Origin of the sequence: Clostridium cylindrosporum DSM 605 (genome assembly GCF_001047375.1) — a bacterium.
GTDB lineage: Bacteria > Bacillota > Clostridia > Clostridiales > Caloramatoraceae > Clostridium_AB > Clostridium_AB cylindrosporum.
This window is the reverse complement of record NZ_LFVU01000027.1, coordinates 281,227-297,759: the sequence shown is the minus strand read 5'-3', so window position 1 is coordinate 297,759 and position 16,533 is coordinate 281,227. Positions and strand designations below refer to the sequence as shown.

General features: G+C 31.6%; 16 protein-coding genes and 1 tRNA gene. 1 reads left to right on the top strand and 16 read right to left on the bottom strand.

The genetic code is table 11. The features are described from left to right. Nucleotides 1-85: 85 nt before the first annotated feature. The 12 genes from CLCY_RS09920 to CLCY_RS09865 all read right to left on the bottom strand — a co-directional run bounded on the left by CLCY_RS09920 (nucleotide 86) and on the right by CLCY_RS09865 (nucleotide 11,825). Nucleotides 86-2,602, bottom strand: a complete 2,517-nt coding sequence (locus CLCY_RS09920; protein WP_048570969.1) for a penicillin-binding transpeptidase domain-containing protein — start codon at nucleotides 2,600-2,602, stop codon at nucleotides 86-88. Nucleotides 2,603-2,827: 225 nt separating this feature from the next. Beyond that, the gene (locus CLCY_RS09915) at nucleotides 2,828-5,386 is read right to left on the bottom strand and encodes a penicillin-binding transpeptidase domain-containing protein (protein WP_048570968.1); all 2,559 of its coding nucleotides are present in this window, start codon (nucleotides 5,384-5,386) and stop codon (nucleotides 2,828-2,830) included. 29 nt (nucleotides 5,387-5,415) lie between these two features. Then, nucleotides 5,416-5,925 carry a rod shape-determining protein MreD gene (gene mreD, locus CLCY_RS09910; protein ID WP_048570967.1) on the bottom strand — a complete coding sequence of 170 codons (510 nt, stop codon included), beginning with the start codon at nucleotides 5,923-5,925 and terminating at the stop codon, nucleotides 5,416-5,418. 15 nt (nucleotides 5,926-5,940) lie between these two features. Then, nucleotides 5,941-6,774, bottom strand: a complete 834-nt coding sequence (mreC, locus tag CLCY_RS09905; RefSeq protein ID WP_048570966.1) for a rod shape-determining protein MreC — start codon at nucleotides 6,772-6,774, stop codon at nucleotides 5,941-5,943. Nucleotides 6,775-6,805: 31 nt separating this feature from the next. Further along, a complete protein-coding gene (locus CLCY_RS09900; RefSeq protein WP_048570965.1) occupies nucleotides 6,806-7,807 on the bottom strand; it encodes a rod shape-determining protein in 1,002 nt (333 codons plus the stop codon). Nucleotides 7,808-7,853: 46 nt separating this feature from the next. After that, a complete protein-coding gene (radC, locus tag CLCY_RS09895; RefSeq protein ID WP_048570964.1) occupies nucleotides 7,854-8,543 on the bottom strand; it encodes a RadC family protein in 690 nt (229 codons plus the stop codon). Between the two features lies 1 nt (nucleotide 8,544). After that, on the bottom strand, nucleotides 8,545-9,126 hold the full coding sequence (locus CLCY_RS09890) for a Maf family protein (RefSeq protein ID WP_048570963.1): 582 nt from the start codon (nucleotides 9,124-9,126) through the stop codon (nucleotides 8,545-8,547). A gap of 4 nt (nucleotides 9,127-9,130) precedes the next feature. Then, entirely contained in the window at nucleotides 9,131-9,397 is a 267-nt protein-coding gene (locus tag CLCY_RS09885; RefSeq protein WP_048570962.1) for a DUF4321 domain-containing protein, read from the bottom strand. A 182-nt stretch (nucleotides 9,398-9,579) separates the two neighbouring features. Beyond that, nucleotides 9,580-10,239: a hypothetical protein gene (locus CLCY_RS09880; protein ID WP_048570961.1), complete on the bottom strand. Its 660-nt coding sequence runs from the start codon at nucleotides 10,237-10,239 to the stop codon at nucleotides 9,580-9,582. 99 nt (nucleotides 10,240-10,338) lie between these two features. Continuing rightward, nucleotides 10,339-10,980 carry a lactate utilization protein gene (locus tag CLCY_RS09875; RefSeq protein ID WP_048570960.1) on the bottom strand — a complete coding sequence of 214 codons (642 nt, stop codon included), beginning with the start codon at nucleotides 10,978-10,980 and terminating at the stop codon, nucleotides 10,339-10,341. Then, complete coding sequence (locus tag CLCY_RS09870) at nucleotides 10,964-11,503, bottom strand: GNAT family N-acetyltransferase (protein WP_082141789.1); 540 nt, start codon at nucleotides 11,501-11,503, stop codon at nucleotides 10,964-10,966. Before CLCY_RS09870 ends, CLCY_RS09875 begins: the two co-directional genes overlap by 17 nt. A 142-nt stretch (nucleotides 11,504-11,645) precedes the next feature. After that, nucleotides 11,646-11,825, bottom strand: a complete 180-nt coding sequence (locus CLCY_RS09865) for a MarR family transcriptional regulator (protein WP_048570958.1) — start codon at nucleotides 11,823-11,825, stop codon at nucleotides 11,646-11,648. A 188-nt stretch (nucleotides 11,826-12,013) separates the two neighbouring features. On the opposite strand from CLCY_RS09865, the gene CLCY_RS09860 reads away from it, so the two are divergent. Continuing rightward, the gene (locus CLCY_RS09860) at nucleotides 12,014-12,568 is read left to right on the top strand and encodes a biotin transporter BioY (protein WP_048570957.1); all 555 of its coding nucleotides are present in this window, start codon (nucleotides 12,014-12,016) and stop codon (nucleotides 12,566-12,568) included. A gap of 70 nt (nucleotides 12,569-12,638) precedes the next feature. Here the strand turns inward: CLCY_RS09860 and CLCY_RS09855 are convergent. From CLCY_RS09855 to polA, 4 genes are all read right to left on the bottom strand, one after another. Then, nucleotides 12,639-12,723, bottom strand: a tRNA-Leu gene (locus CLCY_RS09855). A 48-nt stretch (nucleotides 12,724-12,771) separates the two neighbouring features. Continuing rightward, nucleotides 12,772-13,320, bottom strand: coding sequence for a lytic transglycosylase domain-containing protein (locus CLCY_RS09850; RefSeq protein ID WP_048570956.1), 549 nt, complete (start codon nucleotides 13,318-13,320; stop codon nucleotides 12,772-12,774). Nucleotide 13,321: 1 nt separating this feature from the next. Further along, on the bottom strand, nucleotides 13,322-13,918 hold the full coding sequence (coaE, locus tag CLCY_RS09845) for a dephospho-CoA kinase (protein WP_048570955.1): 597 nt from the start codon (nucleotides 13,916-13,918) through the stop codon (nucleotides 13,322-13,324). Nucleotides 13,919-13,926: 8 nt separating this feature from the next. Further along, nucleotides 13,927-16,494 carry a DNA polymerase I gene (polA, locus tag CLCY_RS09840; RefSeq protein WP_048570954.1) on the bottom strand — a complete coding sequence of 856 codons (2,568 nt, stop codon included), beginning with the start codon at nucleotides 16,492-16,494 and terminating at the stop codon, nucleotides 13,927-13,929. Nucleotides 16,495-16,533 lie beyond the last annotated feature (39 nt).

Sequence of the window (16,533 nt, the reverse complement as noted above, 5' to 3'; positions counted from 1 at the left end):
CATATATATATTAGGTATTACAAAAACACTCATAAATATACAGCATAACCTGTAGTTTCTAGACACATTTTATATAGAATATTTTTTAATTTTCTCCACTATTATTAGATGAATTTTCTCCATTTCCCACTTTTCTTTCTGCTCCTCTATAGGCAGCTTCACTTTCATTTAATGGAGTTTCTTTATTATTATTTTTATTTAATTCAAAATACTGCTCATATATATCCTTTGCAACAGGAGCTACAAAACTCCCACTTCCTGCATCATATATTACTACTACAACAGATATTTTGGGATTGTCATATGGTGCAAAGCCAAGAAACCATCCATAGGCATCTCTTCCCTTTGCTTTTAGAGGCTTTGGAACAGATGCACTACCAGTCTTTCCACCCGTATCTATGCTAAACCCTTTAAAAGTTGATGCAGCGGTACCATGGTCACCTGAGGTAACCTTAGACATACCCTTTAATATGGCTTCTTTATTTTCAGGAGATATTTTAAACTCTTCAAGAACTTCTGGTATAATTTCTCTTTTTACTGTTCCATCTAGGTTAAGAACGGCTTTAACAAGATGAGTAGAATATCTTTTGCCATCATTTAATAGAGTATTTAATGCCCCTATCATTTGTAGTGGCGTAAGTACCGTTGATCCTTGTCCTATAGATACATTTAAAAGTTCTCCAACCCTATTAGCTTTCTTTTTAAATTCTGAAACCTTTAAATTAATATATCTTTGAGACTTAGGGTTAGTTATTCCTATTGCCTCAAGTTTAGATTTGTCATATTGGCCCTTATCCAGCATATCTTGAATTGCTCTATATTCATCTGTTCCCTTAGTTATCGTATAACCACCATACTCAATTCCAGAAATTTTATCGGTTATGTTATTTAAATATATAGCAATGTTGGTTTTCTTAAATCTAATGTTACTTCCAACTTCTCCAGGTAATTCTTCTATCTCTATTCCTGACTTTGGCTTTTCTCCTGTTATAGGATCCGATGCAAAACCAAACTTAGCTGCCCATTTCGAGAATCTTTCATAGCCTAGGAGCCTTCCTACTTCAAAAAAGTAGATGTTACAAGATACCTCTAGAGCCTGTGATACATTTAGGGCCCCATGACTTCCTCTTTTTGTGTTCCAAATCCAACAAGCTCCTTCAAAGCCCTTTACCTTATCAAAATGCCCACCTTTATCTAAAACAGTTATACTAGGAGTAACTACACCTTCCTCAAGACCCGCAATACCTACAAAAGGTTTAAGTATGGATCCTGGAGGTATCGCTCCCTTAGTTGCATAATTAAACATAGGAGCTGGTATGACATCTGCTTTATCGCCTTGATTCTTTTCCGGTACAAAATACTTTTTATAAATTTCAGGATCTGCAATTGCACCTGTTTGTGCAAAAACATTAGGATCAAATCCTGGTCTGCTAGCTAAAGCTAGAACTGCCCCTGTTTTAACCTCAGTTACAATAGCTACTCCTCTTTTAGCATTACCTCCATTTGACTTCCCTCTAATATTTTCCATAGTTCTATCAAGTGACTCTTCAGCTACTTTTTGAAGGTTGATATCTATTGTTGTTTTTACAGTATCTCCAGGAATTGGGTCAAGAGTTGCTGTTTCCTTTGTTATTTGACCAAACTTATCTACGTTTACATATCTAACTCCAGGCTCTCCTCTTAAATTTATTCCAAGGTCTCTGTTGTTTTCTAAGGACTTTTCAAGACCTAATTTTCCAATTAGTTCTCTATTTATATCATATCCAAGATTTTTATACTCCTCAGATGATTCTTCACTTATTTTACCTAAGTACCCCAGAAAGGCCGAACCTACTTCTTTATATGGATACCTACGTATTGGAGATACATCACTTAAAATTCCTGGAAGTTCCGAACCTTTATGCATAATCGCAAAGGCTGTTTCTTTTTTTACATTCTTTGCAATATAAACTGTTTTATACTGTGAATAAGAAACATCACTTATAGCCGCCCTTATTGATACTAGCTGTAGAAATTCTACATTAGAAACCTCATAGATGTATTGATTACTCCCTTCATCTATTAGTCCATATTTTATTCCAAGCTCTTTTACAACACCCTTTGCATCTAACTTAGTTTTTCTATCATCTTCTATTTCATCAAGCTCATATGCCTTTTTAAGGTTTTTTTCAAGCTTAGCACGAAGAGTATTGCTTGTTGCTGTAAAATTATATACATAATTATTTCCCTCAAGTACTATAGGAAGAGAAGATAGATTTAACTTATCTGAATCCGAGTTCTTTGTAATTATTCTTATGGTTTCAATTAATGCTTTGTTAATTCTTTTATTTGTTATATCTTTCTTCTCCTTACCTTTTTTTACGTAGTTTGAAAAAGTTATATTAAATCCTTGCTCATTAATTGCTATTTTCTTGCCATTTTTATCATGGATTTCACCTCTAGGTGCAGGTCTAATAATTTCTTTTTCACCTTTTTCTTCTGCAAGACTTTTATAATAATATCCCTTTACTACTTGAACATAAAAAAGTCTAGCTATTAGTATTGAAAATATCATAATAACTACTACCGAAAAAGATGTAATTCTTGTTATTTCTTTTTTCATGTTATATCACCTTTACTTTATACTTTTTATTAGAACCTTCATTCTCCTTGTATAAATTCAAGTGCATTTTCTTCACTTAGAATACTTAAAGCCTTAGTCGCTTAAATAGGCATTCTTTGCATAAACGTTATACAATCTAAGCTTTTGTAATGTATACAAATACTATATACTATGTAGCATTTTTTTACAATAATAGAAAAAAAGGACAGAGTAAACTGTCCTTTTTTATCTATTGTTAATATTTCCTGTGTCTTGCTTTTTTGTAGAGCCGTTTTGTACATTCCCTTGGGTTTGTACACCTTGATATGCAGCTTCACTTTCATTTAAAGGAGCTGTTTTATTAACCTCTCCATTATCACTCTTTTTGTCATCCTTTTTATTAAGTCCAAAATATTGTTCATATATATCCCTTGCAACAGGTGCAGAAAAACTACCACTTCCTGCATCATAAATTACAACAACGACAGATATTTGTGGATCCTCATATGGTGCAAAACCAAGGAACCATCCGTATGCATCTCTTCCTTTTTCTTTCTGTGAAGGTGGAACAGATGCACTACCTGTTTTTCCTCCTGTTGGAATATTAAATCCTCTAAATGTTGATGCCGCTGTACCATGCTCACCTGAAGTAACCTTAGACATCCCCTTAAGAATTGCATCTTTATTTTCAGGGGATATTTTAAATTCTTCTAGAAGCTCTGGAGCTATTTCTCTTTTTACTGTTCCATCTGGATTAAGAACTTCTTTAACAAGATGAGTAGAATATCTTTTACCATCATTTAAAAGAGTATTTAGTGCACCAATCATTTGTAGTGGAGTAAGTAGTGTTGACCCTTGCCCTATTGATACACTTAGAAGCTGTCCAACATTATTAGCATTACTCTTAAATTCTGCAATCTTTTGCTTAATATATCTTTGTGCCTTAAGATTTGTAACTCCTATTGACTCAAGTTTTGTTTTATCGTACTGCCCCTTATCAATCATATCTTGAATGGCCTTATACTCATCAGTTCCCTTTGTTATAGTATATCCACCATACTCAATACCTGAAATCTTATCTGATATATCATTTAAGAATATTGAAAGATTAGTCTTCTTATACTTCACATCACTTCCAACTTCTCCTGGAGACTCTTCAATCTCTATACCTGACTTTGGCTTTTCTCCTGTTTTAGGATCCGATGCAAAACCAAATTTAGCTGCCCATTTAGAGAATCTCTCATATCCTAAAAGTCTTCCTACTTCAAAGAAGTATATATTACATGAAACCTCTAGTGCCTGAGATACATTTACAGGTCCATGACTTCCTCTTTTCGTGTTCCAAATCCAACAAGCACCTTTAAATCCTTTTATCTTATCGAAAGGTCCACCTTTATCCACAACAATTGTACTTGGATTTACTACTCCTTCTTCAAGGCCTGCAATCCCTACAAATGGCTTAAGTATTGACCCCGGTGGTATAGCTCCCTTAGTTGCATAATTAAACATAGGTGCAGGAATAAGATCCGCCTTATCCCCCTCATTTTTCTCAGGTACAAAATACTTTTTGTATATTTCAGGATCTGCAATTGCACCTGTTTGTGCAAACACATTAGGATCAAACCCTGGTCTACTAGCTAGCGCAAGAATTTCTCCTGTTTTAACATCTGTTACAATAGCTGCTCCTCTTTTAGCATTTCCACCCTTTGACTTTCCTCTAATGCTTTCCATTGTTTTATCAAGTGATTCTTCTGCTACCTTTTGAAGATTAATATCTATTGTAGTTTTTACAGTATCACCTGGAATTGGATCAAGAGTTGCCGTTTCCTTTGTTATTTGACCGAACTTATCTACATTTACGTATCTAACTCCAGGCTCCCCTCTTAAGTTTATTCCAAGGTCTCTATTGTTTTCCAATGACTTTTCAAGGCCTAATCTTCCAATTAACTCTCTATTTATATCATATCCAAGATTTTTATATTCCTCAGCGGAATCCTCACTAATCTTCCCAAGATACCCTAAGAAAGCTGACCCTACTTCACCATTTGGATACTCCCTGATTGGAGCCACCTCATTTGAGATACCTGGAAGTTCTGAGCCTTTATACATAATAGCAAATGCAGTCTCTTTTTTAACATTTTTTGCAATATAAACTGTTTTATATTGAGAAAAGGAAACGCTACTAATAGCTGCTCTTAATGATACTAACTGCAAAAGCTCGATTTGAGAAACCTTGTAAATATTTTCACCGGTGTTTTCATCTAACAGTCCATACTTCTTTCCAAGTTCTCTTATAACACCCTTTGCATCAAGTTTTATATTTGACTTCTCTTCTATTTTATCAAGATCATAAGCCTTCTTAAGATTTTTCTCTAGTTTTGCACGTAAAGTATTACTAGTTGCAGTAAAGTTGTATACATAATTATTCCCTTCAATTGCTATAGGAATAGCAGAAAGGTTCAACTTATCTAGATCTGCATTTTTAGTAATAATTTGAAGAGTTTCAACTAATGCTTTATTTATTCTTTCATTATAAACCTCTTTTTTTTCTTTACCTTTTTTTTGATAGTTTGAGAATGTTATATTAAACCCTTGTTTACTAGTTGCTATTTTTTCTCCGTTCCTGTCAACAATTTCTCCTCTAGGTGCAGGTCTAATAATTTCCTTTTCACCCTTTTCCTCTGCAAGACTTTTATAATAATCCCCTTTAAATAACTGTACGTAAAAAAGCCTTGCTATAAGTATGGAAAAGATCATAATAATTACTACTGTAAAGGATGTTATTCTTGTTATTTCTTTTTTCATATTATATCACCTTTATTTGTACTCTAATATTAGAATTTCCACTCCTGTTGCATAAACTTAATTGTGTCTATTTTTGTTACAAATCTAAATACAATTATACTTATAATAGAATTTAATATAGCTTCAATAGGTACCACATACATAAAATGTGATACAAACTCAAATTGTATTGAGGCTGTATACAAATATGCATAATATAGAATACCCTTTAAAACCGTAAACACAAAGGCTGATAGCATAGGTATAAGAAGTGCATCTTTATAAATTTTTCTCTCAATTTGACAAAGAATATATGCTGTGACTAAATAAACTATAGTATTTAACCCAAATATACCTGGAAAAAAGCTATCCCTAATAAGACCACATAAAAGTGCTACCATAACACACTCAACATCTTCTCTAATTAGGGAGTAACAAATAATAAATGTAAGCACAATATCCATATTTATAGCAAAGATCTTAATGTTCGAGAATATAGTTTGTTGTAGTATGTTTACTAGAATGGATAGAAAAACTATCAATCCAATTTTTTTATACATTTGCACACCCACCACCTACTTTACAATAACCATTACATTTTCAAGAGTTGAAAAATTAACTACTGGTTTAACGTATGCAAGCTTAATAAAATTAGACTCTTCTTCTTCTACTTTAGTTACTGTACCAACTATTATATTTTCTTGAGGTAATTCATTATCATTCGCAACTACATTGGATGTAAGTATTTTATCCCCTACCTTTACCTTTGAGTCCGGTGGAATATATCTAACCTTTGCTTTCTTATCATTTGATGATGATAAAGCCCCTGATATTACACCTTGCTCATCTGTTGATGATATCTTCACTGGAATATTTGCTTTTTCATCTATAAAAGTCATCACCTTTGAAGTATTTCCTGAAACCTCTTTAACCTTACCTACATACCCTGTTCCAGTAATAACACATTGTCCTTTTTTTACTCCATCATTACTTCCTCTGTCAATAATAATAGTACTAAACCAGTTATCTCCAACTTTTCCAATCACCTTAGCACCTAATAAATTATGACTAGGATTAGAATTTTTAAAGTTAATCATAGCCTTAAGATCTTCATTTTGTCTTTTGTATTGATCATATTCAACTAATTTTTTATTTAATGCATCAACTTCTTTTTTAAGGTCTTCATTTTCCCCTCTAATAGTTCCTAATGATGTAACATAATGAAACATACTACTTATTCTCTGTCCAGCTGTATATACATATTTTTGTATAGGTCCTACTACTGTTGTAACAACTTCTTGAAATATTCCTGTGTTTTCTCCCTTATTAGCAGATATTCCAATAAAGATAGTAAATGCAAGACAAAGAACAAGTACTATGGTTAGCAACTTGTTCTTTAAAAAATTCATGTAACTCCCTCTTTCTAAATGCTTTTAAGTTTTACTTTCCAAACTCTATAGTATCAAGAGCCATACCAGCACCTAAAGCTACACAATCAATTGGGTTTTCTGCTATGTGAACTGGCATATGAGTTTCTGTCTTTATAAGTTGATCAAGACCTCTTAAGAAAGCACCTCCACCAGTTAGCATGATACCTTTTTCCATAATATCTGCTGCAAGTTCAGGTGGTGTCTTCTCAAGAGTAGATTTTATTGACTCTACTATAGCTAATACAGGTTCTTGAAGAGCACTTCTAACTTCACTAGATGAAATTGTTATTAGCTTTGGTAGCCCAGTTACAAGGTCTCTACCTTTTATATCCATCTTTTGTTCTTCTTCTAATCCATATGCTGATCCTATTTCAAACTTAATATGTTCAGCTGTTCTTTCACCTATCATAAGGTTATATTCTTTTTTAATGTAGTTTACAATTGCGCTATCAAATTCATCCCCAGCAACTCTTAGAGATTTACTTGTTACTATTCCTCCAAGAGAAATAATTGCAACTTCAGTAGTTCCTCCACCGATATCTACAATCATGCTACCTGTTGGCTCATTAACTGGAAGTCCAGCTCCAATAGCTGCTGCCATAGGTTCTTCTAGTAGATATACTTCTCTTGCTCCAGCTTGTCTTGTAGCCTCTTCAATAGCTCTTTTCTCAACAGTTGTAACTCCTGATGGATAACATACAACTATTCTTGGTCTTACGAATGAGCTATTTTTAGTAACTTTTTTTATAAACATTCTAAGCATTGTTTGCGTAACATCAAAATCCGCTATAACCCCATCTCTAAGTGGTCTTATAGCAACAATGTTTCCTGGTGTTCTACCAATCATATCCTTAGCCTGATCACCAACTGCTAATACCTTTGGAGTAGTATCATTCTTTATTGCCACTACTGAAGGCTCATTAAGAATTATTCCTTTCCCCTTCATATAAATAAGTGTATTTGCTGTTCCTAAATCAATTCCCATATCTTTTGTAATTCCGAAGAAAGCCATGTAAAATTCCCCTTTCTGTTATACACATTTTGCTGTTTATTATGTCTTAAATTAAACCTTTTTCTTTGAAACTAACATATACTCCATCACCTATAACAAGATGATCTAATAATTCAATCCCAATTATTTTTCCTACTTCACTTAAACGATTTGTAACATTTATATCTTCACTACTAGGAGTAGGATCTCCTGATGGATGATTGTGACATATTACTATAGAATAAGCGGTTTTTTTAATAGCATCATAGAATACTTCCCTTGGATGCACTACAGATGAATTTAATGTTCCAATAGATAAATCACTAACATCAAGAACTATATTTTTAGTATTGAGAAATACTACCCTAAAATGTTCCTTTTTTAAATACCTCATATCCTCCATTAGCATATTAGCCATATCCTTTGGTGAGGTAATTTTAATCTTTTCATCTGTTCTAAAGTTCCTTAGCCTCCTGCCAAGTTCAATAGAAGCTTTTATAATTGCTGCTTTAGCACTTCCTATCCCACTTATACTCGAAAGTTCTTGAACAGAAGCACTACATAAAAACTTTAGTCCTTCTTTAGAACTTAATATATTTTGTGCAAGTGAAATAGCATTTAAATTTCTTGTTCCAGTTCTAAGTATTACTGCTAAAAGCTCAGAATTAGACAAAACTTCAGCACCATACTTAAGTAATCTCTCTCTTGGTCTATCGTTTTGAGGTATTTCTTTTATTGATAGGTTGTTTGATTTCAACTTAAAACTTCCTTTCTAAAAGATTTACCCCAATCCTCCCTAATAAACTATAAACTTTACTTGTAGGAAGTCCTACAACATTAAAATAACATCCTTCTATTTTTTCTACAAATGCACTAGCCATGCCTTGTATTCCATATGATCCTGCTTTATCTAGTGGATCCCCAGTTTCTATGTATGATAAAATTTCGTCATCAGAAAGATTCTTAAAATATACCTTTGTAACTTCATGATCCTTCATAGATATATTTTTATCCTTACAAATAAGAGACACACCAGTTATAACAAAATGTTCTCTTCCACTTAAGGACTTTAGCATTTTAAATGCTTCATCCTTTGATTTTGGTTTTCCAAGTATGGTGCCATTTGAATATACAATGGTATCTGCACCAATTACCAGAGAATTAGGCTTATTATATGAAATATTCATTGCTTTATCATATGCCAATTTTTCTACTAATTCGTATGGATCGTCTATGCTAATGCTCTCATCTATGTTAGATGGTTCAACCTTAAAGTCTAAATTAAACATCTTTAGAATATCTCGTCTTCTTGATGACGCCGAAGCTAAAATAATATCCATATTATCACCACATTTTTCTATAAAGTGTATATCCCAATATCATACCACCTATCGATAGTATATTAAATGTAAAATTAATTCCAAATGTAAAACTTAAAAGTCCTAGGTTAACTTCAAAAGGTTTCGTCATTCCTAAAGTATATCCAGTACCTAAGAATTCTAAAAATTGAAAGTTCTGTCCAAGGGCATCACCAAGAGCCCCTCCTGCGAGTCCAAAAATAATAATTAGTGTAAAAAGGTATATGTAGCCTTTTCCTGATCGTACACTCATATATTAACCACCTTAACATTCATTTTATAGTTAAGAAGCTAAAACTTTAAACTGCAAAAAAACCAAAATCTTTCTACTTAAGTTTATCATTTTAAATATTATTAAACAAGTAATTTAAATCCTTTCACAAAAAGTTTTAATTTCTTAATCTTTTCTTAATAACTATAAACAAAACACATTGGCTATACTAATTCACTATAATTTACCACTACTTCTAATATGTTCTTAAGAGAATTCTCATCAACATCTTTTGAATAACTCTCTAAATGATTCTTTATAAATGAATTAATCTTCTTTTGTGATTTGCCACTTTCTCCTGTTAAAGTTTTATATTTTGTGATTGAATTATAACTTGATTTCATTACAGATTCTTTTCCATCAAGTGCCGCTAATATATACTCTTTTACAAATGATGCATATTCTTTTATATTCCCATCTTTTGACTTTTCTACACCCTCTATAGAAAAATCTTTTATATAGCAGGTAACTTCTTTTCCTTCTAAATATCTTTTTCTCTCTTCTAACTTTTTAGGACTTGAAGCCATTGCTGAAATTACCTTAAAATACTTTCCATCTTTAAGTAGCAGTGCATCTATATTTTTATTCTTAAGAGCAGCAATTTTATTTCTAGCCCCATCTTCCTTTTCGAATACACCTAATTGAAGAAAGTATACACTTTTAAAATCATTTAACCTAACTGCAATACTTGTAGCTTCGTTTTGAGAATAATTTATTAAAACCTTCCCAAGTATTAATGATATAATTGGAAGAAGTATCGTAAAACAGATTATGACCTTATACTTATTAAGTGTGCTTTTTATTTCAACTCTCGTGTATCTCATCTTTATACCTCCATTTTGTTACATATTTTTACATTATCACTAAAAAACATAGCCACTGAAAAATCAGCGGCTTTAAATCCTTTATCATTAGTATAGCTATTAATACCCAATCTCCTCCTTAACAAGTACTACAATCCCTCTTCCCTTTGTGTTTTGTCTAAATGTAACTACTAAGTGATTGCATATCCTATTCTCACTAGAGCAATTTACACATTCTGAAACTTTAACACAGGGATTGTCCATATTTAATCTTTTACAGTTAATTGGAGCTACATATTTCCTAACTCTTTCATATGCACTATCTATGTCTCTTACTATCTTATTTTCTCCCACCACTACAATAACCTTTTTAGGTCCGTAAATCATTGCAGCTACTCTATTTCCAAGACCATCTAAATTTACTAACTCCCCGCTTTCAGTTATAGCATTACTACTAGTCAAATAGTAATCGCTAAAAAATGCTTCTTTGTGAACTTCTTTAACCTCACTAGGTGTTAATCCTTCTTTATATCTGTCTAAAAAATTATAGTCACCTTCTCTAAGAGAGTTTAAAATATCACACTGTAGTAGTGTTTGGCTTCCTCCTACACCTACAGTACTTTTTGCCTCTATTAAAGAAATAACCTTCTTTTTTGCTTCACTTTTATCTTTAACAATGTATACATCATATCCCTTAGACTCTAAAGATTTTTTTGTTTTTTCTAAAACTTTATCTTTAAACCATCTAGTGTTTAAGTCCATTTTTATCCTCCGTTTTCTCTAGTATAACAACTGCTCCTGTTTTGGATGGATGCTTTATATTAGTTCGTCTTAGTAGTTTGTAATTATTTTTATTCCAAAATTCCATAGCATTGGAATTATCCTCATATGCTAATACACAAAATCTATATATTGAATAATATTCCCCAAACCACTCTTCTACCCCACTTAATATTTTACTTCCAAATCCACGTTTTCTGTATCTCTCACTTAAAACATATGTTAAAAACCAAACTTCTGTACAAGACCTATTTTCAAACCTTCCCTTTAAAATTCCAATTATCTCTTCCTTTAAATAGACTCCTAGAAAAAAATCTGAAACACTTGAGAGTGACTCTAAATATCTCTCCTTAATTTCTTCAAATTGAAAGCTTTCTTTTTTACCTAGAAGTGCTTTTGTCTCATCTGACTCATTTAACAACCTGTGTATTTGAGGAAGTTCCTCATAAATTATGTCACGAACCGTAATTTCACCTATTATTATATTGACTGGTATCAAACTCATCACCTTTTCCTCTATTTGATAATAGGAAGGACTAGGCCTTTACTGTTATATTCAACAATTCTTATTAAAAATCCTTTACAAGTTTATAATTTATTTTATACAAAATAAGAGGAGTATATTGCATACTCCTCTTATTTATAAATTATTCATTTATTTGATAATAACATCTTTTAGGTGATATAACTTCCTCGTCTTTTTTTAGAAGTTTAATAACCTTATCAACTTCAGATTTTTCTTCACCTATAATTTCAGCTATTTCCCCAGCCTTAAGTGGTGATTCTGCCTCTCTTAATGCATGTAAAACTTTTTCCTTTATTTCCATATTAGCTACCTCCCTATATCTATTTTCTTGTAAATAATTATTATCTATTATAAATTATTATTTTGTAATTGTAAATATTGTACCATATTTATTACTGAAAAAAAATTTGACATATATTTATCTTTTATTTATAATCATTGTTAACGATATTTTAAGTACAGGTTAACAAATCATCAGGAGGTTAAAACATGAAAAAATTCTTAACAACTAAAGAGCTAATACTTTGTGCACTTTTTGCTTCATTAACAGCAATATGCAGTCAAATAGCTATACCACTTGGATTTACACCAATACCTTTCACACTACAATTATTCTCTGTATTTATTTCTGCAATTATACTTGGTCCAAAGCTTGGTTCTATTTCCCAAGTTACTTATGTTCTTGTAGGTACAGTTGGTTTTCCTGTGTTCGCACAATTCTCCGGAGGAATAAATAAGGTTTTAGGACCTACAGGAGGATATATAATTAGTTTTCCAATAGCCGCTTTTATTGTAGGTTATCTGGCACTTAAACCTAATATTTTTATAAACGCTTTAGGAATAATACTCGGACTTATATGTATATATGGGATAGGAACAGTTCAGCTTTCACTTATCACAAATATGAGCTTTAATAAAGCTTTGCTGGCAGGTGTTATTCCATTTGTACCATTTGATTTAGTTAAAATCTTTCTATCACTTGTAATTGGAATGCAAATAAGAAAAGCACTTATAAAAAGTTCTTTATTTTCTACGAACTATTAAATTTAACTTAAATAAAATCGAGCCTAGGATAATTCCTAGGCTCATTATTTTTTTAAATATATACTCAAATTGGTGCAGATGGCGGGATTTGAACCCGCACGCCCTGTGGACACTACCCCCTCAAGATAGCGTGTCTGCCGTTCCACCACATCTGCTAAGTCTGATGAGGATATTTTATCATATTGCATTTTTGAAATCAAATACTATTTACTTATATAAAGATAGCGATAAATATTATAATCTCTTTTTATAGATTTAATGTAGTTCCTTGTTTGCTTAAATGGAATTTTATCTTCATAAAGTTCATTACCATTTTCAGTCATCCACTTTCTAACGTTACCTTCCCCACCATTATAAGCTGCAAGTATAGCCTCTACATCTCCATTAAAATCCTTAGAAAGCTTAGCTAGATAATATGTACCATAGTTAATATTTTTTTCAGCATCATATAGGTCATTTATCTTAAAATTCTTTTCTCCTAAAAGACCTGATATATACTTCCCTGTATCTGGCATTATCTGCATCAATCCCATTGCTCCTTTTTTCGAAACAGCAAGGGGATCATACTTGCTTTCCTTCTTTATAAGAGCATAAACAAGCTCCCTATCAATTTTATAATTATCTGCATACTTATCGATGGTTTCTTTATATTCTAATTTATAAACCTGCTTTAACATTGGTTTATGAAAAGCTCCTAATAATGTAGCAAAACAAATTATTACTAGAGCTATCTTTGCCAATTTTTTAAACATTCTATGCCTCCAAATCCAATAATGTTTTTATAACATTTTCTACTTTTTCTCTTAGTTCATCTATTCCTTCATTGTTTTCTATAATGTATTTGCAGTATTTTTTCTTCTCGTCTAAAGGCATTTGTGATTTTATTACATCCTTTATATATTCATACGAATGTCCATCTCTTTCATTTACCCTTTTTAATTGGAGCTCTTCACTTGAAGAAATAAGAATTATATCATCTACTAAATCACAGAACCCTGCTTCTATTAAAATAGCACCATCTACTATGCAAAGCTTTTCTGTTTTTGCATATACCTTTATATAATTCTTAATTCTAATTTTCATAATAGGATGTAATATAGAGTTAAGTTTATTTAAATTTTCTTTGCTTTTGAATACTATTTTTCCAAGTTGCTTCCTATCAAGTTCATTACTTGAAGTTATAACTTTATTTCCAAAGGTTTCTTCTAACAGGTTCAAAACTTCCTTATCCTTAACTACTTCTCTTGATACTATATCACAATCTATTACTTTAATATTTAGGCTTTTTATTATAGAGGAAGCTGTACTTTTACCAGTGCCAATCCCTCCTGTTAATCCAATTACCCTCATATCTTCTCCTATTTTGCCTCATACCAATTTTCACCGAAGTTCATACTAATTTCTAATGGTACACTTAACTTAAGAGTATTTTTCATCTCCTCTTCAACTAATAACTTCATTTTTTCTAGCTCATCTTTATGAACTTCTAGTATTAGTTCATCATGTACCTGTAGGATAAGTTTCGACCTAAATTTCTCATTTTTTAGTCTTGCATATACATTGACCATTGCTATTTTTATAATATCTGCAGCTGTTCCTTGTATCGGTGTATTCATAGCAAGTCTTTCCCCATACATTCGAACATTTCTATTTGATGAGGATATCTCTGGAATATATCTAACTCTATTTATTAATGTTTTAACATACCCCTGTGTTTTAGCAGTTTCTATAGTATTATCTAGATATGTCTTTACCCCTTGATATCTTGCAAAGTAGTTATCTATATACTGCTTCGCTTCTTTTCTTGTTATTTTAAGATCTTTAGATAGCCCAAAATCGCTTAATCCATATACTATACCAAAGTTAACTGCCTTAGCATTACTTCTTTGGATATTTGTAACCTCTTCCATAGGTACAGAAAATACCTCTGAAGCTGTTCTTGTATGTATATCTTGATTATTATTAAAGGCATATATAAGATTTTCATCCTCTGATATATGTGCAAGTATTCTAAGCTCTATTTGGGAATAGTCCGCAGCCATAATTACATAATCACTATCACTTGGAACAAATGCCTTTCTTATTTGTCTTCCCATTTCAAGCTTTATCGGAATATTTTGTAGGTTTGGTTCTGTACTTGATATTCTACCTGTTGTTGTAATTGTTTGATTAAAACTAGAGTGTATTTTTTCATCATCTTGTATACATGATTTAAGTCCCTCTATATATGTAGAGTTTAACTTCGAAAGTTGTCTAAACTGTATTATTTTAGATATTATTTCATGCTTGCCTGAAAGCTCATCTAAAACCTCTGCATCTGTTGAATATCCAGTTTTTGTTTTTTTGATAACAGGCAAATCCATTTTCTCAAATAATATAACGCCTAATTGCTTTGGAGAATTTATATTAAACTCTTCACCTACCATAGAGTATATATCCTTTGTTAATTTCTCAATATCAGAAACTATTACCTTTCCTAGCTCATCTAACTTCTCCTTATTAACCTTAAAGCCTAAATATTCCATACTAGCTAAGGTTTCTACTAAAGGCATTTCAACTTCCTCAAACAAAATTTCCATACCCTTTGACTTAATTTCCTCTAGCATGTTTTCCTTAATGCCCTTAAGATTCTCTATAAGTGAAACTAGGACTTCCTCAGAATCATCTTCATACCTAGATAGTCCACTAACATTTGCATATCTATTAATTATGCTCTTTATGTCATACTTGCTTTCCGATGGATTAATTAGATATGCTGCAATTTCTGCATCAAACTTAAGGGAATTCATAGAAATTCCAAGTTTTAAAATATAAGTATATACCTCTTTTCCTCCATATGTATACTTAGATATATTAGTATCCTCAAATACATCTTTAAGCTTATATATATCACCACTTGGTATAAAATAACCTTCATTTATTATAATACCAAGTATTTCTCCCTTTGATTTCTTAGGAACAACACTTAGAAATCCACTACTTTTAACTGATTCTATTACATCATCTATAGAAGTGTATGTTTTAATTCCAGATAAAACTACTTCATCTTCATATGTACTCTCTATTTTCTGGGAAATCTTTCCCAGTAAACTTTTAAATTCTAATTCTATAAAAATTTTTTCAACTTTATCTGAATTATAACCTTTAAAATCCATATCTTCTAAGTTAAATTCTAATGGTACATTACAATCTATCTCTGAAAGTTTTTTACTTAAAAATGCATCTTCTCTATGATTAATAAGGTTTTCCTTTAGCTTTTTACCTGAAACAGCCTCTATATTCTCATAAACACCTTCTATGGTTTTATATTGATGCAAAAGTTTTAATGCTGTCTTTTCTCCCACACCTGGAACACCTGGTATGTTATCAGATTTATCGCCCATAAGACCCTTTAATTCAATAAATCCTTTAGCATCTAAATCAAACTTTTCCTTTAAATAGTTAATGTCACATACCTCAATATCTGTTGTTCCCTTTTTAGTAAGATATATATTGGTATTCTCACTTATCAACTGAAGAGAATCCTTATCTCCTGTTATTATTATTACTTTTAACTCTTCTCCTTCAAACTTTCTAGCTATTGTTCCTATTATATCGTCTGCCTCATAGCCATCTATTTCATATATCCCTATATTAAATGCCTCTAAAAGCTTTTTTGCTGGCTCCATTTGAACCCTAAGCTCATCCGGCATCTTCTTTCTTCCAGCTTTATATTCCTTATATTCAATATGTCTAAATGTAGGTGCTTTTCTATCAAAGGCAGCTGCTATATAATTTGGCTTAATATCATTTACTATTTTAAAAAGCATGTTTGTAAATCCATATACGGCTCCTGTTGGTATTGCCTTTGAGTTTGTCATAGCTGGTAGAGCATAAAAAGCTCTATTTATAATACTATTTCCATCTAATACTACTAATGTTTTCATATTAAGCTACCTCTCTCTCATAATTCTTCCTATGCTATT

What these genes read in the sequence shown, in the direction of transcription:
- mreD (WP_048570967.1), bottom strand. Translation starts at nt 5,925, where the DNA reads ATGTATAAAAAAATTGGATTGATAGTTTTTCTATCCATTCTAGTAAAC.
- CLCY_RS09900 (WP_048570965.1), bottom strand. Translation starts at nt 7,807, where the DNA reads ATGGCTTTCTTCGGAATTACAAAAGATATGGGAATTGATTTAGGAACA.
- CLCY_RS09865 (WP_048570958.1), bottom strand. Translation starts at nt 11,825, where the DNA reads ATGGAAATAAAGGAAAAAGTTTTACATGCATTAAGAGAGGCAGAATCA.
- CLCY_RS09875 (WP_048570960.1), bottom strand. Translation starts at nt 10,980, where the DNA reads ATGGACTTAAACACTAGATGGTTTAAAGATAAAGTTTTAGAAAAAACA.
- CLCY_RS09860 (WP_048570957.1), top strand. Translation starts at nt 12,014, where the DNA reads ATGAAAAAATTCTTAACAACTAAAGAGCTAATACTTTGTGCACTTTTT.
- mreC (WP_048570966.1), bottom strand. Translation starts at nt 6,774, where the DNA reads ATGAATTTTTTAAAGAACAAGTTGCTAACCATAGTACTTGTTCTTTGT.
- polA (WP_048570954.1), bottom strand. Translation starts at nt 16,494, where the DNA reads ATGAAAACATTAGTAGTATTAGATGGAAATAGTATTATAAATAGAGCT.
- CLCY_RS09850 (WP_048570956.1), bottom strand. Translation starts at nt 13,320, where the DNA reads ATGTTTAAAAAATTGGCAAAGATAGCTCTAGTAATAATTTGTTTTGCT.
- CLCY_RS09870 (WP_082141789.1), bottom strand. Translation starts at nt 11,503, where the DNA reads ATGAGTTTGATACCAGTCAATATAATAATAGGTGAAATTACGGTTCGT.
- coaE (WP_048570955.1), bottom strand. Translation starts at nt 13,918, where the DNA reads ATGAGGGTAATTGGATTAACAGGAGGGATTGGCACTGGTAAAAGTACA.
- CLCY_RS09880 (WP_048570961.1), bottom strand. Translation starts at nt 10,239, where the DNA reads ATGAGATACACGAGAGTTGAAATAAAAAGCACACTTAATAAGTATAAG.
- CLCY_RS09920 (WP_048570969.1), bottom strand. Translation starts at nt 2,602, where the DNA reads ATGAAAAAAGAAATAACAAGAATTACATCTTTTTCGGTAGTAGTTATT.
- CLCY_RS09915 (WP_048570968.1), bottom strand. Translation starts at nt 5,386, where the DNA reads ATGAAAAAAGAAATAACAAGAATAACATCCTTTACAGTAGTAATTATT.
- CLCY_RS09885 (WP_048570962.1), bottom strand. Translation starts at nt 9,397, where the DNA reads ATGAGTGTACGATCAGGAAAAGGCTACATATACCTTTTTACACTAATT.
- CLCY_RS09890 (WP_048570963.1), bottom strand. Translation starts at nt 9,126, where the DNA reads ATGGATATTATTTTAGCTTCGGCGTCATCAAGAAGACGAGATATTCTA.